The sequence below is a fragment of the Desulfohalovibrio reitneri genome (genome assembly GCF_000711295.1).
Taxonomy (GTDB): domain Bacteria; phylum Desulfobacterota; class Desulfovibrionia; order Desulfovibrionales; family Desulfovibrionaceae; genus Desulfohalovibrio; species Desulfohalovibrio reitneri.
This window is the reverse complement of sequence record NZ_JOMJ01000003.1, coordinates 1,335,470-1,359,804: the sequence shown is the minus strand read 5'-3', so window position 1 is coordinate 1,359,804 and position 24,335 is coordinate 1,335,470. Positions and strand designations below refer to the sequence as shown.

The 24,335-nt window shown below is 68.4% G+C and carries 23 protein-coding genes, 1 tRNA gene and 1 pseudogene; 13 read left to right on the top strand and 12 right to left on the bottom strand.

Features of this window, described 5'->3' with window-relative positions; all coding sequences use genetic code 11:
• Positions 1 to 254: 254 nt before the first annotated feature.
• Positions 255 to 2,075, bottom strand: coding sequence for a methyl-accepting chemotaxis protein (locus N911_RS0107055; protein WP_029895685.1), 1,821 nt, complete (start codon positions 2,073 to 2,075; stop codon positions 255 to 257).
• 391 nt (positions 2,076 to 2,466) lie between these two features.
• Here N911_RS0107055 and N911_RS0107050 point away from each other — a divergent pair, with 391 nt between their 5' ends.
• The 4 genes from N911_RS0107050 (at position 2,467) to N911_RS0107035 (ending at position 5,513) form a co-directional block, all read left to right on the top strand.
• The gene (locus tag N911_RS0107050; RefSeq protein ID WP_029895683.1) at positions 2,467 to 3,978 is read left to right on the top strand and encodes a CHASE2 domain-containing protein; all 1,512 of its coding nucleotides are present in this window, start codon (positions 2,467 to 2,469) and stop codon (positions 3,976 to 3,978) included.
• Positions 3,979 to 4,038: 60 nt separating this feature from the next.
• Positions 4,039 to 4,578, top strand: a complete 540-nt coding sequence (locus N911_RS0107045; protein ID WP_051694023.1) for an HD-GYP domain-containing protein — start codon at positions 4,039 to 4,041, stop codon at positions 4,576 to 4,578.
• 70 nt (positions 4,579 to 4,648) lie between these two features.
• A complete protein-coding gene (locus N911_RS18440) occupies positions 4,649 to 5,077 on the top strand; it encodes a FecR family protein (RefSeq protein WP_161781602.1) in 429 nt (142 codons plus the stop codon).
• The gene (locus tag N911_RS0107035) at positions 4,983 to 5,513 is read left to right on the top strand and encodes a FecR domain-containing protein (RefSeq protein ID WP_161781601.1); all 531 of its coding nucleotides are present in this window, start codon (positions 4,983 to 4,985) and stop codon (positions 5,511 to 5,513) included. Before N911_RS18440 ends, N911_RS0107035 begins: the two co-directional genes overlap by 95 nt.
• 156 nt (positions 5,514 to 5,669) lie before the next feature.
• Here the strand turns inward: N911_RS0107035 and N911_RS0107030 are convergent.
• From N911_RS0107030 to N911_RS0107015, 4 genes are all read right to left on the bottom strand, one after another.
• A tRNA-Phe gene (locus tag N911_RS0107030) sits at positions 5,670 to 5,745 on the bottom strand.
• 72 nt (positions 5,746 to 5,817) lie between these two features.
• Complete coding sequence (locus N911_RS0107025; protein ID WP_029895674.1) at positions 5,818 to 6,057, bottom strand: hypothetical protein; 240 nt, start codon at positions 6,055 to 6,057, stop codon at positions 5,818 to 5,820.
• On the bottom strand, positions 6,054 to 7,469 hold the full coding sequence (locus N911_RS0107020; RefSeq protein ID WP_029895672.1) for an NAD(P)/FAD-dependent oxidoreductase: 1,416 nt from the start codon (positions 7,467 to 7,469) through the stop codon (positions 6,054 to 6,056). The genes N911_RS0107025 and N911_RS0107020 overlap by 4 nt, the downstream gene beginning before the upstream one ends.
• 190 nt (positions 7,470 to 7,659) lie before the next feature.
• Positions 7,660 to 8,235 (bottom strand): serine O-acetyltransferase, encoded by a 576-nt coding sequence (locus tag N911_RS0107015; RefSeq protein WP_051694021.1) that lies wholly within the window; start codon positions 8,233 to 8,235, stop codon positions 7,660 to 7,662.
• A gap of 108 nt (positions 8,236 to 8,343) precedes the next feature.
• Between N911_RS0107015 and N911_RS0107010 the strand changes: the two genes are divergently transcribed.
• The 3 genes from N911_RS0107010 (at position 8,344) to N911_RS18435 (ending at position 9,656) form a co-directional block, all read left to right on the top strand.
• Positions 8,344 to 8,712 carry an AMP-binding protein gene (locus N911_RS0107010; RefSeq protein WP_029895668.1) on the top strand — a complete coding sequence of 123 codons (369 nt, stop codon included), beginning with the start codon at positions 8,344 to 8,346 and terminating at the stop codon, positions 8,710 to 8,712.
• A gap of 81 nt (positions 8,713 to 8,793) precedes the next feature.
• The gene (locus N911_RS17940; protein ID WP_081859081.1) at positions 8,794 to 9,324 is read left to right on the top strand and encodes an AMP-binding protein; all 531 of its coding nucleotides are present in this window, start codon (positions 8,794 to 8,796) and stop codon (positions 9,322 to 9,324) included.
• On the top strand, positions 9,210 to 9,656 hold the full coding sequence (locus N911_RS18435; protein WP_161781600.1) for a hypothetical protein: 447 nt from the start codon (positions 9,210 to 9,212) through the stop codon (positions 9,654 to 9,656). The genes N911_RS17940 and N911_RS18435 overlap by 115 nt, the downstream gene beginning before the upstream one ends.
• Here the strand turns inward: N911_RS18435 and N911_RS0107000 are convergent.
• Together N911_RS0107000 and N911_RS0106995 are read right to left on the bottom strand one after the other, a co-directional pair.
• Positions 9,649 to 10,602, bottom strand: coding sequence for a DMT family transporter (locus N911_RS0107000; protein WP_051694019.1), 954 nt, complete (start codon positions 10,600 to 10,602; stop codon positions 9,649 to 9,651). The genes N911_RS18435 and N911_RS0107000 overlap by 8 nt on opposite strands.
• Positions 10,599 to 11,198 (bottom strand): MarC family protein, encoded by a 600-nt coding sequence (locus N911_RS0106995; protein WP_029895663.1) that lies wholly within the window; start codon positions 11,196 to 11,198, stop codon positions 10,599 to 10,601. Before N911_RS0106995 ends, N911_RS0107000 begins: the two co-directional genes overlap by 4 nt.
• Positions 11,199 to 11,299: 101 nt before the next feature.
• On the opposite strand from N911_RS0106995, the gene N911_RS0106990 reads away from it, so the two are divergent.
• Positions 11,300 to 12,487, top strand: a complete 1,188-nt coding sequence (locus tag N911_RS0106990) for a murein transglycosylase domain-containing protein (RefSeq protein ID WP_051694017.1) — start codon at positions 11,300 to 11,302, stop codon at positions 12,485 to 12,487.
• Positions 12,488 to 12,588: 101 nt separating this feature from the next.
• A complete protein-coding gene (locus N911_RS17420) occupies positions 12,589 to 14,208 on the top strand; it encodes a sensor domain-containing diguanylate cyclase (RefSeq protein WP_029895659.1) in 1,620 nt (539 codons plus the stop codon).
• A 41-nt stretch (positions 14,209 to 14,249) separates the two neighbouring features.
• On the opposite strand, the gene N911_RS0106980 is transcribed toward N911_RS17420, so the two are convergent.
• The 5 genes from N911_RS0106980 to N911_RS0106960 all read right to left on the bottom strand — a co-directional run bounded on the left by N911_RS0106980 (position 14,250) and on the right by N911_RS0106960 (position 18,759).
• Entirely contained in the window at positions 14,250 to 16,055 is a 1,806-nt protein-coding gene (locus N911_RS0106980) for a chloride channel protein (RefSeq protein WP_081859080.1), read from the bottom strand.
• On the bottom strand, positions 16,056 to 16,907 hold the full coding sequence (locus N911_RS0106975; RefSeq protein ID WP_029895656.1) for a universal stress protein: 852 nt from the start codon (positions 16,905 to 16,907) through the stop codon (positions 16,056 to 16,058). It abuts the gene before it with no gap.
• A gap of 97 nt (positions 16,908 to 17,004) precedes the next feature.
• Positions 17,005 to 17,676: a prepilin peptidase gene (locus tag N911_RS0106970; RefSeq protein WP_051694015.1), complete on the bottom strand. Its 672-nt coding sequence runs from the start codon at positions 17,674 to 17,676 to the stop codon at positions 17,005 to 17,007.
• Positions 17,677 to 17,695: 19 nt separating this feature from the next.
• A complete protein-coding gene (locus N911_RS0106965; RefSeq protein WP_138774354.1) occupies positions 17,696 to 18,145 on the bottom strand; it encodes a hypothetical protein in 450 nt (149 codons plus the stop codon).
• Positions 18,034 to 18,759 (bottom strand): PilZ domain-containing protein, encoded by a 726-nt coding sequence (locus N911_RS0106960; protein ID WP_029895650.1) that lies wholly within the window; start codon positions 18,757 to 18,759, stop codon positions 18,034 to 18,036. Before N911_RS0106960 ends, N911_RS0106965 begins: the two co-directional genes overlap by 112 nt.
• Before the next feature lie 213 nt (positions 18,760 to 18,972).
• On the opposite strand from N911_RS0106960, the gene N911_RS0106955 reads away from it, so the two are divergent.
• From N911_RS0106955 to N911_RS0106940, 4 genes and pseudogenes are all read left to right on the top strand, one after another.
• Positions 18,973 to 20,004, top strand: coding sequence for an alpha-hydroxy-acid oxidizing protein (locus N911_RS0106955; RefSeq protein ID WP_029895648.1), 1,032 nt, complete (start codon positions 18,973 to 18,975; stop codon positions 20,002 to 20,004).
• 6 nt (positions 20,005 to 20,010) lie between these two features.
• Positions 20,011 to 22,260: pseudogene (locus tag N911_RS19075) on the top strand (ATP-binding protein); the annotation flags it as partial.
• 170 nt (positions 22,261 to 22,430) lie between these two features.
• A complete protein-coding gene (locus tag N911_RS17935; RefSeq protein WP_341860293.1) occupies positions 22,431 to 22,808 on the top strand; it encodes a response regulator in 378 nt (125 codons plus the stop codon).
• Positions 22,783 to 24,216, top strand: coding sequence for a sigma-54-dependent transcriptional regulator (locus tag N911_RS0106940; protein WP_029895646.1), 1,434 nt, complete (start codon positions 22,783 to 22,785; stop codon positions 24,214 to 24,216). Before N911_RS17935 ends, N911_RS0106940 begins: the two co-directional genes overlap by 26 nt.
• Positions 24,217 to 24,335 lie beyond the last annotated feature (119 nt).

Here is a 24,335-nt window from a genome sequence, read left to right as displayed (position 1 = left end):
GAAGAAGCCAAACAGCCTGGCCGGTATTCCCCGGAATGGAATCCCCCCGAAGCCCATGCGCCGGGGTGCTCCCTTCCAGCGCTGCTCCTTCCCCGATCCCGCGTCATACATGCAAAGTGAGTTTGCCCCGGGTCCAGGGCCGCGCAGGCCCTGGTCGCCCGCAGGGCGAAATCTTCCCCTCCCTCCCCAAGCAAAAGGCCGGGCGGTTCAATTGAACCGCCCGGCCTTTTGTCTCTATTGGGGGTCGCGCGCTTCTATCCCGCCTGTCCGCCCTCGCTCTTGAGGTCGTCCACCAGCCTGCGCAGTTCGCCCGCCTGGGCGGCCTGTTCCTGGATGGCCTGGGCGGTTTGCTGCATGGAGTCGGCGTTCTCGTCGGCGATGCGGTTGACCTCGGACACGGAGCTGTTGATCTGCTCCGAGGCCGCGGACTGCTGCTCGGCGGCCGTGGCGATGGAGGAGACCTGGGATGAAGTCTCCTCGGCCAGGCTCACGATGTCCAGCAGGGACTGTTCCGATTCCCCAGCCAGCTCCACGGCTTCCTGAACGGCTTCCCCGGCCTTTTCCACGCTGTCCATGTTGGTGCGGGAGACTTCCTGGATGCCGTGGATGGCCTCGCCCACCTCCTTGGTGGCCTCCATGGTCTTCTCCGCCAGCTTGCGGACCTCGTCGGCCACCACGGCGAAGCCGCGTCCGGCGTCGCCCGCGCGGGCGGCCTCGATGGCGGCGTTGAGGGCCAGGAGGTTGGTCTGGTCGGCGATGTCGTTGATGACGTTCATCACCCGGCCGATGTCGTCGGCCTTCCGGCCCAGGCTGCCCATGCTTTCCTTGAGGTGGGAGGCGATCTCCTCCAGGTGGCGCATGGAGGTCATGGAGCGGCGGACGATCTCCTGTCCTTCGTTGGCCTTGTCGCGCGAGGATTCGGCGCGCTCGGCGGCGGTGGAGGCGTTGCGGGCGACCTCCAGCACGGTGGCGTTCATTTCCTCCACTGCGGTGGCCGTCTCGGAGATGCGCTCGCGCTGGTTGGCGGAGCCCTGGTTGATCTGGTCCGCCTGGGCGGAGATTTCCTCGGAGGAGGAAGAGAGCCGCTCCACCACGTGTTCCAGGCGGGTGGCCGCGTCCAGCAGTCCCTGCTGCTTGGCCTGGACGGCCTGCTTCCTGGCCTCGTCCGCCTGACTCGCCGCCTGCTCGGCTGCGTCGGCCTTTTCCGCGGCTTCCTTGCGCTTGGCCTCGATCTCCTGGAGGTTGCGGCGCAGGGTCTCCACCATGGTTTGCAGGGCGGCCTGCAACTTGGTGATTTCGTCGCGGCCCGTGGGCTGGATTTCAACTTCCAGGTCGCCGTCCGCTATGCGCTGGGCGGCTTCGGTGGCCTGCCCCAGGGGGCGGGAGATGCTGCGGAAGATGACCAGGGAGACGGGCAGCACGATGAGCAGCAGGGCCGCGACTACGCCAGCGGCCATAAACATGATCGAGGAATCCACGGATTCCTCGATTGCCCCGGCGATGCGATCCATGGCTGCCTGGACATTGTCGATGTAGACCCCGGAGGCCAGCCACATGTCCGTGCCGGGAATCATCTCCGCGTAGGACAGCTTGGGCTGTTCTCCCGCGCCGGGCTTTTCCCAGACGTAGCGCACGTAGCCCCCGCCGTCCCTGGCCGCCTGCTGGAGCTTGCGCATGAAACGGACGCCGTTTTTGTCTTCCACAGCTCCCAAATCCTTGCCGTGCAGGGACGGGTCGGCGGCGTGGGCGGTGATGCTGGTGCCCTTGGCGGTGAAAAAGTAGCCGGTGTCGTCGGCCTCGAAGCGGATGGGGGCGATGGCCTTGCGGATGGTCTCGACCCGCTCCTCGCGGGTTGCGTCGTCCGCGATCATCTCGGACAGGGAGACGGCCATGGAGTGGACGGCCACCTTGAGTTTCTGTTTCTGGCCGTTCAGGGTGGACTCCTGGGCGCTGTCCACGGCCAAGTCCTCCACATGGAGCAATTCCTGGTGGAAACTTAACCCGACCCCGGCCGCGAAGAGCAGGCCAAGGCCGATAAGCAGAAGCATCCGCATGCGGATGGTGATGGAACGCATAGCTTTTCCCCTCACTATACGAAAGGTTGCAAAATACCCGAACGCGGCCGCACGGGCCAAAAAAAACTTCCCCATACTCACTCTGCTTCGCACGAACGGGAATGTCAAAATGTATCGTTCCTATGTCACGTTTGGCATAATCTGGAGGAGATTTCGAAGCACCGTGACGACCGCAAAGATGGCGCGCGAACCGACCGGGCCGGTATGGTTTTTCGGCCTCCGGGACCGTTTCCAGGCAGGAAACGGCCGGATTCCAAGCGGAACAGGCGCGGAGCGAGGGGATGATGACGAACTCTCGGGCTCTCGATATTCGTTTTGACGGAGGCTAAGGCTCACCGTTCACGGGGGTGTCCTTTTTTCATGCCTGGCGTCCGCCTGACCTATCCGTTGCTTGTTCTGCTGGGGCTGTTGTGCTTGGCGCTGGGCCGCCACCACGTTCCTGCGGCCCCTGGCCGTGGAGCGCCTGGAGCGGCAGGCCTTCGACTGGCGCATGTCCCTGCTGCCGCCACCCGAGACTGGCGCGGACATCGTGGTGGTGCACGCCGGGGAGGAGACCTTCGCCCAGCTTGGCGAATGGCCCTGGCCGCGCGAGGTGCACGCTAGGCTGCTGGCCAAGCTGGGCCACGCCGATCTGGTGCTGCTGGACGTGCTCTTTCCGGAGCGCAGCGATCCCGGGGACGACCGGATGTTGGCCGCGGTGGCCGGAGCAATGGGAAGCGTGGTTACGGCCGCGCACATGGTTCCGGATGACGGCGGCATGCGGGTACTGCCGCCCTACCAGGATCTGCGGGAGGCGGCCAGCGCCGTGGGCGTGACCAACGTGGACGAGGACATCGACGGCCTGATCCGCTACGCCGTGCCCTTGCGCCGGGTGGGCAAGGAATACGTCCCCTCCCTGCCACTGGCCGGGGCCGCCCGGCTGCTGCAGGCCCCGCTCGGCCTGGAGGGCAACGGGGACGGCCTGCGACTGACCATTGGCGACCACACCGTTCCCCTGGACCGCCAGGGGCGCATGTGGATCAATTTCTCTTCCGGCCCGCCCGCCGCCTACGAGTACGGCCGCGTGCTGGATGGCCGGGTGGAGCCGGAGACGTTCAAGGGCAAGGTGGTCGTGGTGGGCATGGGCGCCTCCGGCCTGGAGGACTTCCATGTGGTGCCTGACGGCGGCGTGGACAGCCAAGTGATACCCGGCACCCGCTTCAACGCGGAGGTGCTGTCCACCCTGCTGGACGGGAGGGTTCCGGGCCGCATCAGCCCCCTGTTGGCGGCAGGGATGACCCTGGCGCTTTCCCTGGCGGCGGCGCTGCTGGCCCTGTGGCGCAGGCCCCTGCCCGGGGCGCTGGTGGCCGGCGGGGTTCTGCTTCTGTTTGCGGGGGCGGAGGTCCTGGCCTTCACCCGGTGGCTGGTTTGGGCGGACATGGTGGCCCCGGCGGCCGGAATGGCCGTGGCTTTCACCGCGGCGTCGCTTTCGCGCATGCACGTCATGCACCGCGACTGGACCCTGAAAACCTTCTCCATCACCTCGCTGCACGACCTGCAGGGACAGGGCCTTTCCGCCTTCCCGAGCCTGGACGCCTATCTCCGGGCGGTCTGGCCGGAGATACAGGCCAACACCCGGGTGCAACTCGTCTCCCCCATGGCCGGGGAAAAGGAACTGCCCCGCCCGGTGCGGGAGGCCCTGCGCGGCGCGTGCTCGTCCCCGGACGCCCCGGAGAACGGGGCCACCGTCATGGTGCAAAGCGCGGGGCAGCCCTTTCCCTCGACCATGGCCGTGCCCGTGGCCGAGGAGCATGGGAAGGGCACGCTCTATACGCTCGTTGGCTGGAAGGGCAGGCTGGCTGACGAGACGGCCAAGACCATCGCCACCACGCTGTTGTCGGCATCCTGGTTTTTCAACGCGTAGCAGCAGAGCCGCAAGCGAAAGCGGCTGCTCACCGAAACCATCCACGCCATCTTCCGGGCGGTGGACATCCGAGACCCCATCACCGGCGGGCACTCGGACCGCGTGGCCAAGCTGAGCCTGGACATCCTGCGGCGGCTGGATCTGCCGGAGGAGACCGTGGACGACATCTATCTGGGCGCGCTCATCCACGACATCGGCAAGATCGGCATTCCGGACGCGGTGCTGAACAAGCCGGGCAAGCTGGACTACGACGAGATGTACACCATCCGCAAGCACCCGGAGTTGGGCAGGGAGATAATGGGAACGGTGCCGTTGTCCGAGACCGCCCTGCGCACCCTGTACGAGCACCACGAGCGGTACGACGGTTCCGGCTACCCGCGCCAGTTGCGTGGCGAGGAGATCAGTCTGGGCGGGCGCATCCTGGCGGTGGCCGACGTGTTCGACGCCCTGAACTCGGACAGGCCGTACCGCAAGGGGCTGGATATTGAACAGGTCTGTTCCTTCCTCTGGAAAAGGTCTGGCACGGAGTTCGATCCACAAGTGGTTGATATCGCTCTTTCTTTGAAAGCGCCGGGAAATTGGCGTCCGCCGGATGAATGATATAGAGTCAAGGTGTTGAATGGGCTGTGAAGGATTGAAGATGCATATGCCAAGTGGGAGGGGTGTGCTCATGACGTTCCAATGTGCTGCCAGAGCGCTTCTGGCCTCGGTTCTGCTGCTTTTGTTCGCGGCCGTACCCGGCATGGCCGGGGATATGACCGGGCAGGAAGTTGAGGGCGAGGCCAGCCTCGCCAAGTCCGGCGGTGAGACCGTGCCCGCCGAGCCGGGGCAGCCGGCCGCCGAGGGCGACAGCATCACCATCGAGGGCACCGGCTTCGTGGTGATGACGGATGAGGACGAGAACGTCCGGGTCCGGGCCGAGGACTACACCGAGGTGCGCTTCGACGGAGAGAAGGCCGGAAAGGGCCTGCGGTTCGGCGTGCCCGAAGGCGAATTTCGACGTGGTGCCCGGCAACAAGCTGGAAGTGAAAACCCCGCACATGGTGGCGGCCGTGCGCGGCACGGAGTTCACCATGGAAGTCACCGACATGGCCACTGAACTGGCCGTGAGCGAGGGGGTGGTCGATGCCACGGACAACGGCGGCGCAACCGAGTCGGTCTCCGCCGGGCAGGATACGGTGGCTGATACGGAAGGCTTCGCCGGGCTGGGCAAGCCGTCCTTCGTGGCCCACCACGCCAAGGTCATGGCCAAGGAGACCAAGGCCTCCCGCGCCCGGGCGGCCCAGGCGGCCGCGCGCGGCCAGGGCCGAGGAAAGGGGAAAGGGCTTGATTCCGCGCCCGGCCAGAGCAAGGGCAAGGGCAACCAGGGTCTCGGCAGGGCCGGAGCGCCCGGCCAGAGCCAAGGCCAGGGCAAGGGCCTTGGCCGCGACGGCTCGCAGGGCCGGGGCACGGCGTCGGTGGCTCCCCGGGCAACTCCGGAAACGCCGGGGGCAACGCCGGTGGGAATGCTGGTGGCAACTCCGGCGCGATTCTGACGCGCGCCGCCTGAGCGGCCGGGAGCGCTTTCGCCCTGACAGACAGGCATCTCATCCCCCGGGCTTAGGGCCCGGGGGATTTTTTTACGCCGTATGGAAGGAAGAAGCGAAACGAAAAAAGCCCGCGCCTTTCGGCGCGGGCCTTGTGATTGACGATGGTGCCGCGGCACAGAATTGAACTGCGGACACGGGAATTTTCAGTCCCCTGCTCTACCAACTGAGCTACCGCGGCACGTCGTGAGGGAAGGACATTTACCCACATTCGCCTTGCTTGGCAAGGGGGTTGCGGGCTGAAATTTCAATTTCAGTCCTTTTCCGCGAAGTGGGAGGCGATGAGGTCTCCGTCCCCTTCCGCTGCCGACGCCTGCAGCTCCTTGGACTCCCCGTGGCAGTGGAAGGTGCAATCGGCCATGAGGCTGACGTACCCGGCCGAAAGCACGGTGGAGTAGGGAATCTGCTCCCGCATCTCGGCGAAGCCGATGCGCTCCGGAAAGATAAGGGGGACGCGCTTGCCGCCGAAATCCTCGAAGACGATGTACTTCATCCGTTCTCCTGTGCCCTGCGCTGGATGATGGCCTTGGCCGGAACCAGCCCGGTGGCCCCGGCGGAGACAATGTTCCCGGCCACGCCGGGCCCGTCACCGGCAACGTACATGCCTTCGATGTCCGTGCGCAAGTCCGCGCTGGTCTTGACCTGGGTGGCGAAGAACTTGATCTCCGGGGCGTAGAGCAGGGTCTCGTCGTTGGCCACGCCCGGCACGATGCCGTCCAGCTTTTCCAGCCCCTGCACGATGTTGGTCAGGATGCGCTCGGGCAGGGCCATGGCAATGTCACCGCAGACCACGTCGGTCAGGGTGGGGTCCACCGCGCCCTTGGAGACGCGGTTCCAGGTGGAGCGGCGGCCGCGCACCAGGTCGCCGAAACGCTGCAGAATGGGCTTGCCCCCGCCGATGAGGCTGGCCAAACGGCCGATGGACTCGCCATAGGCCTGGTTGTCGGTGACCGGCTCGGTGAGGATGACTTTGGAAAGGAAGGCGAAGTTGGTGTTCTCCGACTTGTGGTCCATGTAGGCGTGGCCGTTGACGCAGACGAAGTCCTGGTAGTTCTCCAGGGAGACGAAGCCTCCCCGGTTGGTGCAGAAGGTGCGGGTCTGGTCGTCGTACTTGTCCGTCTGCACGAAGAAGGTGGGGTCGTAGATGATGTCCGTGAGGTCGGCCATGATGTCGTTGTGGACCTCCACCCGCACCCCGACCTCGATGCCGCGCTGGGAGCGCTCCAGCCCGTGGCGTTCGGCCAGCTTGCCGATCCACTCCGCCCCCACCCGGCCGGGGGCCAGGATGACGTCTTTGCAGGCGTAGGTGCCCCGGTTGGTGGTCACGCCGGTGATGGCGCCGTTCTCCACCTCCACGTCCCGCACCTCCTCGGAGGTGTGGATGGTCACGCCCTTGGAGCGGATGTGCTCGCTCATGGTCTCGATGTGGCCGGGCAGCTTGTCCGAGCCCAGGTGCTTCTGCTTGATGAGCAGAAGGTCCACGCCCTTTTTGCGGGCCTCCTTGCGGATGGACCGGGCGCGGTCCATGTCCGTGGGGTAGACCGGGGCGTCCATGCCGAAGCGGTTGAAGATGGCCTCGGTCTCGTCGATGAGCGCCTTGGCCTCGGGCACGGGCATGAACTGGGTGAGGTCGGTCTTGCCCAGGATGTGGATGAAGTTGAGCTTGCCGTCGGAGAAGAGGCCCGCGCCGCCCACGCCCGCAAGGATGTTGCAGGGGCGGCACTTGACGCAGTCGGCGTAGGTCTGCTGGGCGATGGGGCACTTGCGCTTGCTGGGCCCCTTGCCCTTGTCGATGAGCAGGACGTCGAGGTCGGAATGCTCGGCCAGGTGGTAGGCGGCGAACAGCCCGGCCGGGCCGCCGCCCACGATGATGACGTCGAAGCTCTTCTTCTGGGTCGCGGTCACGTTGCAAAGTCCTCCGGAGGGTGATCTGGGCGGAAAGCCCATCGTCCAGTATATGACGGAAAAAAACGGCTAGGCAAGCGAAAACCGCGCCTGGAAACGGTTTTGCGGCGAGGCGTTGGCTGAAAGGACGGCGCCAGGACGCGGGCGCGTACGGGAAGCCCCGGCCGCTGACGCGGTGGGGGCGGGAAGGTCAGCCCTCCCTGGGCGTGACCGGGCGGGCGGGGTTGCCCGCCACCACGCCGCCGTCCTCCACGTTGCGAGTGACCACCGACCCCGCGCCCACCACCGCGCCCCGGCCCACGCGCAACGGGCCCAGAATGGTGCAGCCCGAGCCCAGGTCCGCGCCGTCCGCCACCAGGGGGCAGAGGCGCTCCGCCTCCGGCTCGGAGGACTTGTGGCCCAGGGTGGTCCCGTGGCGAAGGGTCACGTCCGCCCCGATGACGGTGTAGGCGTTCACCACCAGCCCCACGCCGTGGTGCAGGGCCAGCCCCGGACCCACGCGGGCGGCCGCGGGCAGCTCCACGCCCAGCAGCCACTCCACCAGCAGGCGGTAGGCCACCATGAACGGCAGCCCCAGCCACCACACCGGGCTGGACCTGGGCCTGGACGCGAAGATGTGGGCCACGCGGTACAGAGTCAGTATAAGGCGGCCCTTGGCGCTGCCCGCGTTGCGCCGCCAGTCGCGGGCCAGGCTTTCCCCAAAGCCCGCCCGGGCCGCGTCCCGCGCGGCCATCTCGTCGCTCCACAGGCGCGTGGTGTCGTCCATGTCGTCCCCCTCCCGCGTTGTCCGGGCGCACGGCGGGTCGCCTTCCCGGCCGGGCCATGATAGGGCAGGCTGGCATGATTCGTCCAACCTGACCGAGGGGGATGACGGGTGACGGACAAGCGAACCCTTTCCATAGCCAAGGGGGAGCGGCGGGGCTACCCGCTGGACAAGACCCTGCACCGGCTCTTCCGCGAGCAGGCGGCCCGCACGCCCCACGCCCCGGCGGTGGCGGACGGTGCCGAGCGGCTGACCTGCGCCCAATTGGACCGCGACTCCGACCTGGTGGCCGGGTGGCTAATTGAGCGCGGCGCGGGGCCGGGGGCCATAGTGGCCCTGCACATGGAAGAGAGCGCCGCCTTCATGGCCGACTACCTGGGCGCGCTCAAGGCGGGCGCGGCCTACATGCCCCTGGACACCGACCTGCCCCCCGCCGCCCGCGACCGCACCCTGGAGGCGGTGCAGCCCCTGGCCGTGTGAGCCGCGGGGGAGTGGGCGGACGGGCTGACAGCGCCCTGGCGGGAAACGACCCTGCGCCTGGATCCGGGCTGGCGGGAAGCCATGCCCGCCCCGCCGGAGCGTTTCCCGGAAGTCGGGCCGGACGACCCAGCCTACTGCGTCATGACCTCCGGCACCACGGGCGAGCCCAAGGGCATCCTCTGCCCGCACCGGGGGGCGGTGAACTCCTACTTCTGGCGCTACGAGCACCTGCCCTACGCCGAGGCCGAGCGGGAGGCCTGCTCCATCTTCTTCGTCTGGGAATGTCTGCGGCCGCTGCTGCAAGGGGCCTGCCTGCATATTCCCCCGCCGGGCGCGGTCTACTCCCCGCGCGAACTGGTGGACTATCTGGCGGAGAACCGCATCACGCGCGTCCTCTTCACCCCCTCCCTGCTGGACCGGTGGTGCTGGGCGGCTTCTGCCTGGACCTCAAGCTGGCCATCGAGGCGGCCCGGCTGCTGCAAGCGCGGGGCCGCGCGGTGGGGCTGCTGGGACTGGACCCGGTCTGGGACGAGGACTCCGGCCTGGGCAACCTGCTGCGCCACGCCCGCAACCTGTTGCGCTTCGGCCCCGGCTACGTGCGGGCCAAGCTAACGGCCCGCCGCTCCATGGCCGACGGCGTGGTGGCCGTGCTACCCGAGCGGCTGGGCGGCCTGGAGGGCGAAGGGGCCGAGGCCCGGGCCAGGCGGTTCGTGGATTCCCTGTACCGGGATATGCAGGCCTTCCGGCCCGCTCCGCTGGACTGCCCGGCGGCCGGGGTGGTGGCCGAGGAGTGGACCCGGGCGGGGCTGGCCCCCTTCCGCCGGTCCCTGGCCCGCGAACCGCTGGTGCGCTGGACTCGCTGCCTGCACAACGAGGTTTTCCAGGCGCGGGCGGCCGAGGTGTCCGCCCGGGCCGTGGACGAGGTGTTCGGGCTGTTTACGTAGTCCGGTCCGCGTGTTCCGCCGCCAGGGGTTCCGCCGCCACGGCGGGCTCCGGCGCGGGCTCCTTGGATGAGCCGAACAGCCCGCCCAGCTCCGAGGCCAGCATGCCCGCCAGCATCAGCCCGCAGCCAATGAGGCCGCGCGTGTCCAGGGTCTCGCCCAGGATGAGCCAGCCTGTCAGGGCGGCGAAGGCCCCCTCCAGGGAGAGGATGATGGCCGCGTGGGCGGCCGGGGCGTCGCGCTGGGCCACCACCTGCAGGGTGTAGGCGATGCCCACCGAGCCCAGCCCGCCGTAGAGGATGGGCACGGCCGCGTCCTTGATGCCCGCCCAGGCCGGTTCCTCCAGGATGAAGGCCGCCAGCAGGGAAAGCAGGGAGCATATCCAGAACTGCACGCAGGCGAAGCGCACCGGGTTCAGGCGCGGGGCGAAGTGGCCCACGCAGAGCACGTGCCCGGCGAAAAACAGGGCGCAGATGAGCACCAGGAAGTCGCCGAAGGACATGGTGAAGTCGCCCCGGATGGAGAGCAGGTAGAGCCCCACCGCGGCCAAGGCCGCTCCCATCCAGGACCAAGCCCCGGGCCGCTGGCGGAAGAGGGCCAGCCCGATGAGCGGCACGATGACCACGTACAGCCCGGTGATGAAGCCCGCCTTGCCCGCGGTGGTGGTCACCAGCCCCCACTGCTGGAAGGCCGCGCCGCAGAACAGGGCGAACCCGGCCAGCAGGGCGGCGGCGGCCGCCTTTTTGGCGGGGTAGGGCGGCAGGTTGGAGCCCGCGCTGCGCAGGGCCAGGGGGGTGATGGCGGCCGCGCCCAGGGCGAAGCGCACGCCGTTGAAGGTCATGGGCCCCACGTGGTCCATGCCCATGCGCTGGGCCACGAAGGCGGCCCCCCAGATGGCGGCCGTGACCAGCAGGAGGAGATCGGCCCGCAGGGCCCCGGGGGCCCTCACGTCACCGCCCCGTCCATGACGCGCTGCCAGCCCACGCGGATCATGTGCACGGCGAAGGCCACCAGCAGCAGGGAGATGATTTTGGACACGGCCCGCACGCCGCGCTTGCCCATGACCCGCATGACCGCCTTCACGTGGCGCATGGAGAACCAGGTCAGGAACATGTTCACCACCAAGGCGGCGATGGTCGGGCCCACCCCGGCGGTGTCCTGCAGGACGAGCAGGGCGGAAAGCATGGCCGGTCCGGCGATGAGGGGCAGGCCCAGGGGCACCACGCCGAAGTCCTCGGACAGGGGGGTGGCCTTGCGCTCGTAGTCCAGCAGGCTGCGCGAGGCCACGATGAGCAGGATGAGGCCGCCCGCCATTTGGAAATCGCCGATGGTGATGCCGATGGCCTGGAACAGGAAGCGGCCGATGGCCATGAAGCCCAGCCCCACCACCAGGGCGGTGACCGCCGCGTGTTTGGCGGTGCGGCTGCGTTCGGCCTCGGCCACGTCCTCGGTCAGGCCGACGAACATGCCGGCCATGCCTATGGGGTCGATGGCCACGAAAAGCGGGATGAAGGCCATCACGAACTGGTTGAGCCACTCGGCCATGGCGGGTATCCTCCTTGCGGGCGTCCGGGCCGGTCAGTCGGCGGACGCCCCGCATACAACCCCCCGGCCGCCAAGTCCAGCCCCGGGGGCTTTGGAACCGAATGCTCCGACGCGCCGCCCTTCTCGCCGCCATCGCCGCCCTGGCCGCCTGCCTGCTGCTGCCCGCCTGCCGCGGCGCGGTGTCGGATGCGGTGTCCATCGCCACCAATCCCAGCGGAACCACGGCCGCCCGCGTCCTGGCTCGGCGCGGAGCGGCCTACGCCGCCAATCCCGCCCAGCTGCAGCGCGACGCCCGCGCCTTCCGCGAGGCCTTCGAGCAGATCATGCAGGCCCTGCAACGGGCCGCGGGCGGGGAGTGGGGCCGCGACGAGGCCGAGACCCCCGAGCCCAAAAAGTACGTCAAGTACACCCAGAACTACAAAAGCCGGGCCATGGTGGACTTCGACCAGGGGCTGGTGACGGTGGAGACCGTGGACCAGGAAACCCCGCGCGACTCACTGCATACGGCCATCGTGACCACCCTGCTGACGCCGGACGACCCCCGGGCGGTGGACCTGTTTTCCTCGGAGCCGGTGAAACTGGGCGACACCCCGTACCTGCTGGGCGAGGTGAAGGACCACGACGACAAGGACATCCGCTGGGAGTGGCGGGCCGGGCGCTACGCCGACTGGCTGCTGGCCAATCGCCTGGACCGGCGCGAGGTGCGGGGCGGCGAGACCACCGCGCGGCGGGTGACCTTCCCCATGGTGGAGGACCACGTCTCGGTGCGGGCCGCCAAGTACGATCCCCTGGTGCGAAAGAACGCCGAGCGGTGGGGCGTCTCCCGCAACCTCATCTATTCCATCATGCGGGTGGAATCCAACTTCAACCCCTACGCCGTGTCCCACGCCCCGGCCTTCGGGCTGATGCAGGTGGTGCCCACCACGGCCGGGGCGGACGTCTACCGCCACCTGCACGGCCACGCGGGCATCCCGGGTGAGGACGAGCTGCTGCGGCCCGAGACCAACATCCTCTACGGCACCGCCTACCTGAACCTGCTGGACACCCGCTACCTGGACGGGGTGGCGCATCCCGTGTCCCGCGAGTACGCCGTCATATCCGGCTATAACGGCGGGGCGGGCAGCGTGCTGCGCATGTTCGCCTCCACCCACGAGCGCGCCTTCTCCCGCATCAATGCCCTGGACCCGGACGAGGTCTACCGCAAGCTGCGCCACGACCACCCCTACGCCGAGACCCGGCGGTACCTGTGGAAGGTGGTTCAAGCGCGCAAGGAGTTCGTGCGGCCGTAGCCGCCGTTTCCCGGCGGCTCCCCCTTCCCGCGCTTGTGCCGCGCCGGGTTCTCCCCTATGCTTCCCCACGGGGGAAGGTCTTTCGGGGGAAGGACGTATTCATGTTGTTCAACAACACCATTCGAGCACGGTTGCAGCTGTTCGCGCTGCTGGCGGCATGCCTGCCCGTGCTCTTCGCGCTGGGCACGTTCGTGCTGGTCGTGCAGGGGGAGGTTGAGGAGAACCGCCTGCAGGAAATGCGGGACAACCTGCGCTTCAAACAGCGGTTCGTGGAGGACTGGCTGGAGGAGGAACTAACAGATGTGGTATTCCTCTCCAGTTTGCCGGCCTTCAACCCGCCCCTGCGCGATGGGGACCTGCCGCCCTTGCTCCGGGATTTCGTGGAGCAGAACCCCGGTGTCTCCTCCGCCTTGGCGGTCGACGACAGAGGTGTAATCGTCGCCGCGTCGGACGACTCACTCCTCGGAATCTCCGTGGAGGACCGTGACTACTTCCGCAAGGCCCGTTCCGGCCCGACCATCTCCAAGGTCATTCTCGGCCGGGCCACGGGCGACCCCATGATCATCTTCGCCGCCCCCCTGCGGGACGGGGAGGGGCGTTTCGCCGGAATCGCCTCCGCCTCGGTGCGCCTTGAGAGCATCACCCAACTGCTCACCGAACTGCGGATAGGCCGCTCCGGCGACTCCTACATCTTCGACGGCCAGGGCCGCGCCCTTGGTCGCCCCAAGGGCTTTTTCCAGTTTCCCCGGCTGGACGAGGATCTGGAGATCCCCATCATTTCCCAGGGCACCCTGCGTGCCCTGAGCGGGGCGGGAAAGGGCATGCGCTACCGCAGCCGCACCGGGAGGGCCATCCACGTGGTCAGCCGACCGGCCAAGGAAGGCGAATGGCTGCTGGTCTCGGAGATGTCGCGCAAGGAGATCATGGCCGCTTTCTGGAACACCCTGGCCCTGCTCGGCCTGGGGCTTGGGTTGACCTTGCTGGTGCTGCTGCCGGTGCTCTTCTCCTTGACCTCGTCCATCGTGGCCCCGATACAGAATCTGGCGGACACCGCCCGGATTCTCATCGACAAGGGCTACCAGGCCGTGGACCCCATGCCGCCGGGCCGTTCCGCGCCCAAGGAGGTACGCACCCTGGACCAGGCCTTCCAGGCCATGCTGGGCAAGATCCGCCGCACCATCGCCGACCTGGAGCGGACCACGGTCACCGATCCCCTCACCGGCCTGCCCAACCGGCGTTTCCTGCAGATCGAGGCCTCCCGCCTGGTCAAGCTGCATGAGCGTTCCGGTGAGCCCATGGCCTGTTTGATGATCGATCTGGACCACTTCAAGCGCATCAACGACACCCATGGCCACACCGCCGGGGACGAGGTGCTCAGGCGGATGGGGGACTTGCTTGCCGCCATCTTGCGCGGCTCGGACATGGTGGTGCGCTACGGCGGGGAAGAGTTCGCCGTGCTCGCGCCCAACACTTCCATGGACGAGGCGTGCCAGCTTGCCGAGCGCATCCGCGCCGGGGTCGCTGAACTGGAGGTCTCCTTCGGCGGCCAGACCATACCCCTCAGCGCCTCCATCGGCGTCTCGGAGTTGAATTTCAGTAAAGCGCGGCGCAGCCTGGAGGAAGTGCTGGACTTGGCGGACAAGGCCCTCTACCGGGCCAAGGGGGAGGGCAGGAACCGAGCGGTCTGCCGCATGGACGAGCCGGCCCCTCCTGACCCATAGGCGGGGGCGCTGTTCTTCCCCGTCGGCGTGACCGCCGAGGGCTACTCCCGCTCCCGCAGTTCAGCCATCTTCTCGTTGTAAAAGGCGATGGCCTCCCGCCGGCCCAGCATGCCCAAAAGCGCCTGGGGGTCGTCCTGGCGCACCACGGGCAGGGCGTCGAGGTTGCGCTGGGTCAGCTTGCGCATCACCGAGCCCAGGTCCTCTCGCGGCGTGACCTTGATGATGTCCGAGCGGGCCAGGTCGCGCATGTTGATGAGGTCGTCCATGTGCGGCTGCAGCAGTATGGCCCGCACGTCGTTGGCCGAGAAGATTCCCGTCAGCCCCCCCTTGTCGTCCAGCACCGGGAAGTAGTGCTGGTCCGTGGACGTGAAGAGGCGCTTGAAGCGGCGGAAGCTCATGTCCTCGGGCACCGGCTCCACCCAGCGCACCCGGTCCAGCATGTCCCGCACGGTGTACTCCTGCAGGATGTCGGTGAACATCTCGCCCGCGTGGGCCGGGGAGGAGAACTTGTTGGCCACCTGCTCGCGGTAGATGGAGGAGCGGGAGAGGAGCTGGCAGAGGAAGCAGACCAGCAGCGAGGGCAGCAGCAGGGAGTAGGAGTTGGTCATCTCCGAGACGAAGATGATGGTGGACACCGGAGTGGCCGAGACGGCCGTGAAGAACCCCGCCATGCCCACCAGCACCATGGCCCCCGGGTCCGGGGCCAGGGCCGGGGCGACCAGCTGGAAGACCTGCCCCACGGCCCCGCCCAGGCAGCCGCCGATGACCACCGAGGGGCCGAAGACGCCGCCCGAGCCGCCGGAGCCGATGGTGAAGGCGGTGGTCAGGATCTTGCCCCCGGCCACGCCCAGCAGCAGAAGCATGGGCAGCTCGTTGAACAGCCCCCCCTGCAGCACGCCGTAGCCGAAGGCCAGCGTCTCGGGCAGGAAGAAGCCGACGACGCCGGTGAGCAGGCCGCCGATGGCCGGTTTGACGTGGCTGGGGATGGGGATGGCCCCGAAGGCGTCGTGCACCTTGTAGAAGGTGGTGGAGTAGATCCAGCCGCCCAGCAGGAGCACCCCGGCCAGCACGGCGTAGGGGCCAAGCTCCAGCGGGGAGGAGAAGCTGAACTCCGGCGCGGCGAAGAGGGAACCCCAGCCGAAGACCAGGCAGAAGGTGCAGTAGGCCACCACCGAGGAGATGCCCGCCGGGATGAGCACCTCGGACTCGAAGTCCGCCTCGGAGTAGAGCACCTCCGAGGCGAACAGCGCCCCGGCCAGGGGGGCGCGGAAGATGGCCCCCACGCCCGCGCCCACCCCGGCGGCCAGCATGATGCGTCGCTCCCGCTCCGAGAGCTTCAGCTTGGAGGCCAGGAAGGAGCCGAAACCAGCGCCGATCTGGGCGATGGGTCCCTCGCGGCCGCCCGAGCCGCCGGTGGTCAGGGTGATGGTGGAGGCGATGGTCTTGATGATGGGCACCCGGCCGCGGATGATGCCGCCCTTGTTGTGATAGGCTTCGATGGCCGCGTCCGTGCCGTGGCCCTCGGCCTCCGGAGCGAAGGTGTAGACCAGCCAGCCGGAGACCAGCCCCCCGGCCGTGGGGAGAACCAGGAGCATCCAGCGGATGAGGGGGGTGTCGGTGTGGGGCAGCAGGGGGTGTTCGCCCGCGGGCAGGGACGGCCGGTACCCGGCCATGGTGTCCAGGAAATAGTGCATCCCCAGCTCTGTGAGGGTGTGGAAGGCGATGGCCCCCAGCCCGGAGATGAGGCCGATGGATGCGAAGTAGAACAGCCAAGTGGCGTGGGTCTTGATGGCCCCGTGCCAGGCCACCGGACCGGGCACCCCGGTCGTCTGCCTGGGTGCGGGCATCTAGTGCGCGGCCTCCTCGTCCGTGTCCGGCACCACGAAGTTGGGCCCGGCCACCAGCATGGCGTTGGGCATGGTGGACTGCACCAGCTCCATGACCGAACCGAACCAGTTGTCCTTGATGAAGCCATGGCCGTAGGCTCCAAGGGTCACCAAGGAGTCGTGGGGCACGGCGTAGAGGTTCTCCTCCAGGTCGCCGGACTCGAAAACGTGCCAGCGGCGGACCTCGTAGTCGAAGATGGTGCGCAGCCCCGCCTTGTCGATGGCCTTTTCCACCTTGTCCCGCTGCCTTGGCTTGTCCGCCTGGGTGAAGACGTCCAGGGGGCAGCCGCAGAGCCGGGCCACCCGCGCCCCCAACCGCACGGAACGGATCCCGTTCTCCGAGCCGCCGAAGAGCACGGCCACCGATTTCCAGGGCTTGCACACCGAGGCGTGCAGCAGGATGGGGAAGGTGGCCGTCTTGAGCAGGGCGCGCACGCGGTTGCCGATCTTGCCCAGGGCGATGGTGGCGGGTTTTTCGCTCATCACGCGGGGGCAGGCCATGAAGTCGTAGTCCGCGGGCAGGTCCGGCAGGTTGGAGGCGGTGAAGCCGGGCTTGTCCAGAATGTCGTAGCGCGCGCCGGATTCGTCCAGAAGCTCCCGCACCCGCTCCTCGGCCGTGTCCGGGGAAGCCATGTAGGAGGAATCCAGATCCACCTGCATGGCCTCGTTGGGGAAATAGATCAGGAACTTGCGGTGGCGGGGGATGTACACCCGCAGGGTGAGGTCGAGCTTCTTGCAGAAGTGGGCCGAGCAGAGCAGGGTTTCCCGGCCGTACGGGGTGTTGCGGTAGACGTGCAGCATCCTGGCTTCCATGGCGGCTCCTTGGGAGGGATGTATCCAAAAAGCTAGCACATCGCTCGTTGTGCGTCGATGCTCGCCAGGAATGCGGCGGCCTCGCGGGGAGGGAGGGTCAGGGGGAGAAGCCGTTGCCGCCGCGAAGCCAGGCCCGCCACAGCGCGGGCCCGTAGAGCAGGCAGACCCCGGCCCCCAGGGCCAGGAAGGGGCCGAAGGGGACGGCCAGGTGATCCCCGTCGGCCCGGCGCCGGCCGAGGTAGAGGATCGAGGCGGGCAGTGCGGCGGCGCAGGCCAACAGCAGCACCAGCGGCAGCAGCCGCCAGCCCAGCAGGCCGCCGATGAGCAGCATGAGCTTGACGTCGCCGCCGCCCAACCCCTCGCGCCCCCCGGTCAGCAGACGGTGCCCCTGCTGGGCGGCCAGCAGGAATCCCGCCCCGGCCAGCGCGCCGATGACGGCATCCCAGCCCAGGCCGTAGAGGAAGGCTCCGGCGGGCAGGGCCAGGGCCGCGCCCGGCAGGGAAAGGGCGTCGGGGATGCGGAAGCAGGCCAGGTCAACGGAGGAGACGGTCAGCAGCAGCCAACCGAAGAGGAGGGCCGCGCCCCAGTGGGCGGAGAAACCGTAGCGTTCGGCGGCCAGCCAGGCCCACAGGCCCATGGTCAGCACAGTCGCCGCCAGGCGGAGCGGGCTGGGCCGGGGGGAGTCGGGGCGCAGCCGCGCAGCCGCCTTGTCGGCGCGCACTCCCAGGCCGAGTCCCAGGAGGCAGGAAATGAGGGGAAAGGCGTCCACCGCGTGGAGAGAGGCGGGGCTACCCCTTGCGCCCCGAACGGTTGATGATGTCGTCCAGGTCGGAGTCCAGCTTCTCGGCGCGCCGCCGTTCGCGCTGGGCCTGGTCCTCGTCGTCAAGCCCCTTGCGGGCGCGGTGGACCAGCACGTGATAGCGGAAAACCGTGTCGCCCAGACCGGGCACCTCGTCGCCGTGCTCCAGCTTGTGCCAGGCTAGGCCCTCCTCGACGGATTCGGCGTAGTGGGTGAAGGCCAGGCCGAGCTGGCCCCTGGTCTCGCCGTCCTCGGCCTCGGCGCGCTCGTTGCGCGGTTCGGCCACCAGCCAGAAGTCGTTGATCCGCTCGCGGTCGGCGGGGTCGGTCAGGGAGAGCTGCAGCACCAGGGCGGGGTGGCGCTCGGCGAAGGGACGGTTGGCCTGTAAGGTGACGTTGCCCAGCCGCACGCCCATGCTGGAGATGTCGTCCAGCCGCACGGGCCGTCCCGGCGCATCGCCGGTGGAGGCCAGCAGGGGGCGTTCCACGCCTCGGGGGCGGCCTTGTCGAGCTTGAGGGAATCGGCCACGTCCCACACCCGCGCCTCGGCGGTGACGTCCTCGGGGATGTCGCTGCGCAGGGCGGAGCGTCTGGAATAGGGATGCATGACCGTGGGCGGGTCCAGCAGCAGGGCGGGGCGCTTGCCCTTGCGGATGCCGGTGATATGGCTGGAAAAGGAGTAAAAGAGCATGCCCTCGCCACTGCCCACGGTGAGGTAGCAGTCGACGTTCTGGCCGATAAGGCTCTCGGTGGGCTTGACCGTGGCCGGAGGCTCGACCAGCAGGGCCTCGTCCGTGACCTCGGTGAGCAGGCAGGCCATGAGCCGCTGGGGCGCGCGCTCCAGGCTGACGTCGAAGCGGCCATTGAGGTCGGCCGTTTCCCGCAAAAGGCGGTGGATGCGTCCGGGGTCGTTGAGCCGCAAGTCCGGGGGCGGCTTGCGGCGGGCGCGCACAAAGCGGTTGAGCACCAAAACGGCCAGTATGACCGTCAACAGGCCGAAGGCCAACGGTGCCAGCGCGCCCCAGTCGAGATTGCCGTGACCGAAAAACTGCATATCTTCCCCTGCTTGGGCATTGTACGCGGAAAGCCGGGCGGGGCAAGGGGGTTGTCCTTGTCCGAAAAATCGGACAGTCTACGGCAAAGCGATGCGGCCGCCGCAAGGAAACGATGAAACGGCGGCATGTTGGAGCGGGCATTCCCTCTTGGCCCGATCCATGCTTAGACTTCGGTTCGAAGTTTGTTTGCAATCAGGCAAAGGAGAGACGACATGGACAAGGCGACGCGCGATGCCGCCCGCGAGCGGCTGAAAGGGTTCTGCAGGGTCTGCAAGGTCTGCCACGGCGTGGCCTGCTCCGGGGAAGTCCCCGGCATGGGCGGGGCCGGGACCGGCAGCGCCTTCACCGCCAACCACCAGGCGCTGGCCGAAGTGCGCCTGGCCATGCGCACCCTGCACGGCGTGACCGAGGTGGAAACCTCCGCCTCCTTTTTCGGCAAGGAGTTCGCCACGCCCATCCAGGCCGCCCCCATGACCGGGGTGTCCTACAACATGGGCGGCGGCATGGGCGAGGAGGAGTTCATCTCCGCCATCGTCGGCGGCTGCGGGGACGCCGGGTCCCTGGGCTGGACCGGCGACGGGGCCGACCCGGCCATGTTCGACTCCGGGCTGGCGGCCATCCGCGAGCACGGCGGCGGGGTGGCCGTCATCAAGCCCCGCTCCCAGGACGAGATCAAGGCCCGCCTGCACCGCGCGGAAGAGGCCGGAGCCACCGCTGTGGGCGTGGACGTTGACGGCGCGGGCCTCATCACCATGGCCAAGTTCGGCCAGCCAGTGGGCCCCAAGACTCCGGCCGAGCTGGAGGAACTGGTGCGCTCCACCGGGCTGCCCTTTTTGGCCAAGGGCATCATGACCGTGGACGAGGCCGAGGCCGCCCGCGACGCCGGGTGCGCCGGCATCGTGGTCTCCAACCACGGCGGCCGGGTGCTGGACCACACTCCCGGCGTGGCCGAGGTGCTGCCCCGCATCGCCCGCAGGGTGGGCTCGGACATGACCGTATTCGCCGACGGCGCGGTGCGCTCCGGCGCGGACGCGCTCAAACTGCTGGCCCTGGGCGCGCACGGCGTGCTGGTGGGCCGCCCCCTGGTGACGGCGGTGTTCGGTGGCGGCCGGGAGGCCGTGGCCGGGGAACTGGAGGCCTACCGCACCCAGATGGTGCAGGCCATGCTCCTCACCGGCGCGGCCTCGGCCGCCGCGGTGCCCGCCTCGGTCCTGGCCGGGGACCCCCTTGCGGGGAAGGGCTGAGGCAGTATGGAGCAGGGGCGGGGCCCACGCGTCCCGCCCCCGGAGAAAAACCCGATCATGCACCGAGCCACCACCCTCGCGGTCCTGCTGCTGGCCGCCGTCCTCCTCCATTTCCCGGCCAGCGCGTCCGAAGCGCCGCCCGCGTCCGGCGCCAAGCGCAGCGTCCTGGTGCTCAACTCCTACCACGACGGCTACGCTTGGTCGGACAACATCGTGGAGGGGCTGCGGCTGGAACTGGCCGAACGCGGAGTGCCCGCCGACCTGTTCCTCGAGTACCTGGACACCAAACGGCACGGGCAGCAGGCGGAGGGAGAACTCTTCCGCTGGCTGGAAGCCAAGTACCGCGACCAAACCTTCGATCTGGTGGTGGCCTCGGACAACTACGCCTTCGATTTCGCCCTGGACCACCGGGAACAACTCTTTCCCGAGGCTCCACTGGTATTCTGCGGAGTGAACGACTTCGACCCCGCCCGCATCCAGGGACTGCCCGCAACCGGCGTGCTGGAGAACACCGATGTGGCCGCCACCCTGCGGGTGGCCCGCAGGCTGCACCCCGGCACCTCCCGCGTGGTGGTGGTGGGCGACGACTCGGTCACGGGCCGGGCCATCCGCGCCCAGGTGCGGCAGGCCGAGGAGCAGTTGGGCGGCAGCCTGGATTTCGAGTACCTGCACGGCTCCCTGGAATCCATGCTTGAGGACCTTCGCAATCTCGGTTCCGGTGACATCGTATTCTACATCCCCTTCTTCCAGCGGGAGAGCGACGAACACGGGGGGCGCTTCTTCGATCCGGGCGAAGTGCAGGCCAGGGTGGCCGAGGTCTCCGGCAGGCCGGTCTACTCCACCTGGGCCTTCCTGCTGGGCCACGGCAGCGTGGGCGGCAAACTGATTTCCGGCGTGGACCACGGTCGCCTGACCGGCGGCCTGGCGGCGCGGTTGCTGCGCGGCCAGGCCCCGTCCTCCATCCCGGTGGTGCGCGAGGCGGACAACCCATACCTCTTCGACTACAACGAGCTGCAACGCTGGCGGGTGCCGGAAACCAAGCTTCCCGAGGGCTCCACCATCGTCAACGCGCCCAAGGCCTTCTACGAGATTTCCAAGGAGCTTTTCTGGACGGGCCTGGTGGCCTTCATCCTGCTCACCGCCCTGTCCGCGCTGCTCATCATGAACATCCTGCGCCGCCGGCGCATCGAGGAGCGGCTCAAGGGGCAGCTCTCCTTTCTTGAGATCCTCATGGACACCATCCCCCAGCTGGTGTGCTGGAAGGACGCCGACCAGCGCTACCTGGGGGCCAATCGCACCTTCACCGAGTTCTTCGGGCTGTCAGACCCGGCCGACGTCATCCGCCGCTCCGACGAGCAGTTCATGAAGTCGGGCCGCTTCACTGAATGGGCCGCGGCCATGGATCGCGAGGTGCTGCGCACCCAGAAGTCCAAGCTGCGCGCCCGCGTCTCCCTGCGCGACCCGCGCCAGGAGGAGGGAGGCGAAACGGTCTGGCTGGAGGTCAACAAGGTTCCGCTGTACGACGCCCAGGGCAAGGCAGTGGGCACCCTGTCCACGGCGGAGAACGTCACCCGCGAGATCAACCTGGAGCGGCAGCTGCTGCAGTCGCAGAAGATGGAGGCCATCGGCGCCCTGGCCGGCGGCGTGGCGCACGATTTTAACAATATCCTGACCTCCATCGTCAACTCCACCGAGCTGGCCATGATGGATGTGGACGAGGAGAGCGAAGCGGGCCGCGACCTTGGCCGCGTGCTCAAGGCGGCCCAGCGCGGCAAGCGGCTTGTGGAGCAGATCATGGCCTTCTCCCGGCCCTCGCAGGAGGGCTTTCGGCCCACCAATCTGGCCGAACTGGTGCGCGAGACCGCCGGGCTGCTCACCCCCTCCCTGCCGCGCAACATCGAGGTCAGCGCCCAGGTGGACCCGGAGGCCGAGGAAGCCGGACGGGTCATGGTGGACCCCACCCAGATCTACCAGGTGCTCATGAATCTCTGCACCAACGCCTTCCAGGCCATGCGGGAGACCGGCGGGCGGCTGACCGTTTCCCTTTCCCGCATGGAGCCGGACTGCGAGGAGGCCGGGCTTCTGCGCATGCGCGCGGGTCCCGCGCTCAAACTCACCGTGGCCGACACCGGCCCGGGCATCGACCCGGCCATCGCGGACAAGATATTCGACCCCTTCTTCACCACCAAGGGGAAGCACGAGGGCACCGGCCTGGGGCTGTCCGTGGTGCTGGGCGTGGTCAAGAACCATGGCGGGGCGGTGCGGCTGGCGGGCGGACCCGGCGACGGCGCGGTCTTCGAGATCATACTCCCGGCCGTGCCCGCCGCCGAGGGCGAGGCCGTGGAATCGCCCCGGGCCACGGGCGCGTCCGGGGCCAGCCTGCTTTTCGTGGAGGACGACCAGGACCAGCTGGCCACCACCCGCGCGTGCTGCGGGGGCTGGGCTTCGAGGCCGTGCCCGCCGAGGGCGCGGACGAGGCCCTGCGGCGGCTGGAGGAGCGGAGTTTCGATCTGGTCATCACCGACTTCGACATGCCCGGCAAGAGCGGCGTGCAGCTGGCCGGCGACATCGGCCGCCGCTGGCCGGGGCTGCCCGTGCTGCTGATCTCTGGCCGGGCCCAGGCATTCGAGGCGGCCGAGGGGGTGGACAACGTGGTCAAAGTGCTGGCCAAGCCCTTCACCGGGCAGGAGCTGGCCGAGGCGGTCTGCCGCGCCCTGGGCGACGGCGGGCGCGAGGGCGGGGGGACTCCCCTGAAGCCGGAAGCGGCGGGGAGGGCGCATGGCCCGCATCCTGATCGTGGATGATGAGCCCGAGGTCCGCGACACCATGTGCAGCCTGGGCCGCCGCCGGGGCTTCGAATGCGGCCAGGCGGCCGATTTGTCCGAGGCGCGCGCCAAACTGGACGGCGGCGGGTTCGACGTGGTCCTTCTGGACCTGCGTCTGCCCGACGGCAACGGCCTGGACCTCATGTCCGACATCAAGGGGCTGGACGACCCGCCTGAGGTCATCATCCTCACCGGCCGGGGCGACCCGGACGGCGCGGAGCTGGCCATCCAGGGCGGGGTCTGGGACTATCTGGTCAAGCCCGCCTCCATCAAACAGATATCCCTTTCCCTGGACCGGGCGGCGCGCTACCGCGAGGAAAAGCGGCGCAGCGGCGGACGCCGCGCCCTGGAACTGGGCCGCATCAAGGGCTCCTCCCCGGCCATGCGGGCCTGCTTCGACCAGGTGGCCACGGCCTCGGCTTCGGACGCGGCCGTGCTCGTCACCGGCGAGACCGGCTCCGGCAAGGAGCTTTTCGCCCGCACCATCCACACCAACTCCGCCAGGGCGGCCAAGCCCTTCGTGGTGGTGGACTGCGCCTCCCTGACCGACACTCTGGTGGAGTCCACCCTTTTCGGCCACCGCAAGGGCTCCTTCACCGGCGCCACCGAGGACCGCAAGGGCTTGGTGGCCGTGGCCCACGGGGGCACCCTCTTTCTGGACGAGGTGGGCGAACTGCCCGGAGGTGTGCAGAAATCGCTTTTGCGCGTGCTGCAGGAAAAGCGGTACCGGCCGGTGGGGGCCACCAAGGAGGAGGCCTCGGACTTCCGCCTCATTTCGGCCACCAACCGGGACCTGGAGTTGATGGTGGAGGAGGGGGCCTTCCGTTCCGACCTGCTCTTTCGGCTGAAAACGGTCCACCTGCGCCTGCCGCCCCTGCGGGAGCGTGGCGAGGACCTCAAGACCCTGGCCGTGGAGCGGGTGGACGAGCTGTGCGGGGAGCACGGCCTGCCCGCCAAGGGCTTCTCCGCGGACTTCTTCGAGGTGCTGACCGCCCACGACTGGCCCGGCAATGTGCGCGAGCTGTTCAACGTACTGGAGCGGGCGGTGGTGGCCTCCGGCCGCGAGCGCACCCTGTACGCCATGCACCTGCCCCCCGACCTGCGCATCAAGGCGGCCAAGGCCCGCTTCGACCCTGTAGACGGAGAAGATACGGCGGAGGAATCCGCCGGGTCGCCCGGCGACCTCCCCGGCATACCACCGGAAGATACCCTGAAGAGCGGCTTGCCGAGCCTCAAGCAACACAAGATACTGGCGGAACGAGCCTACCTCTCGCGCCTCCTGGAGGAAACAGACGGAGATGTGGCCAGGATGCTTGAGCTTTCCGGCCTGTCCCGCTCCCATCTCTACGCCCTGCTCAAGAAGCACGACCTCCATTCCGCGTCCTGATTTCCGGACAAGCTCGTACGGCTGCTGTCCGTTTTTTCGGATGCGAGAGCGGGGAAGATTGTCCGCTTTTTCAGACAAAGCAGTGGACGCTGTGCGCCAAGAATGTGTAAGACTACGGA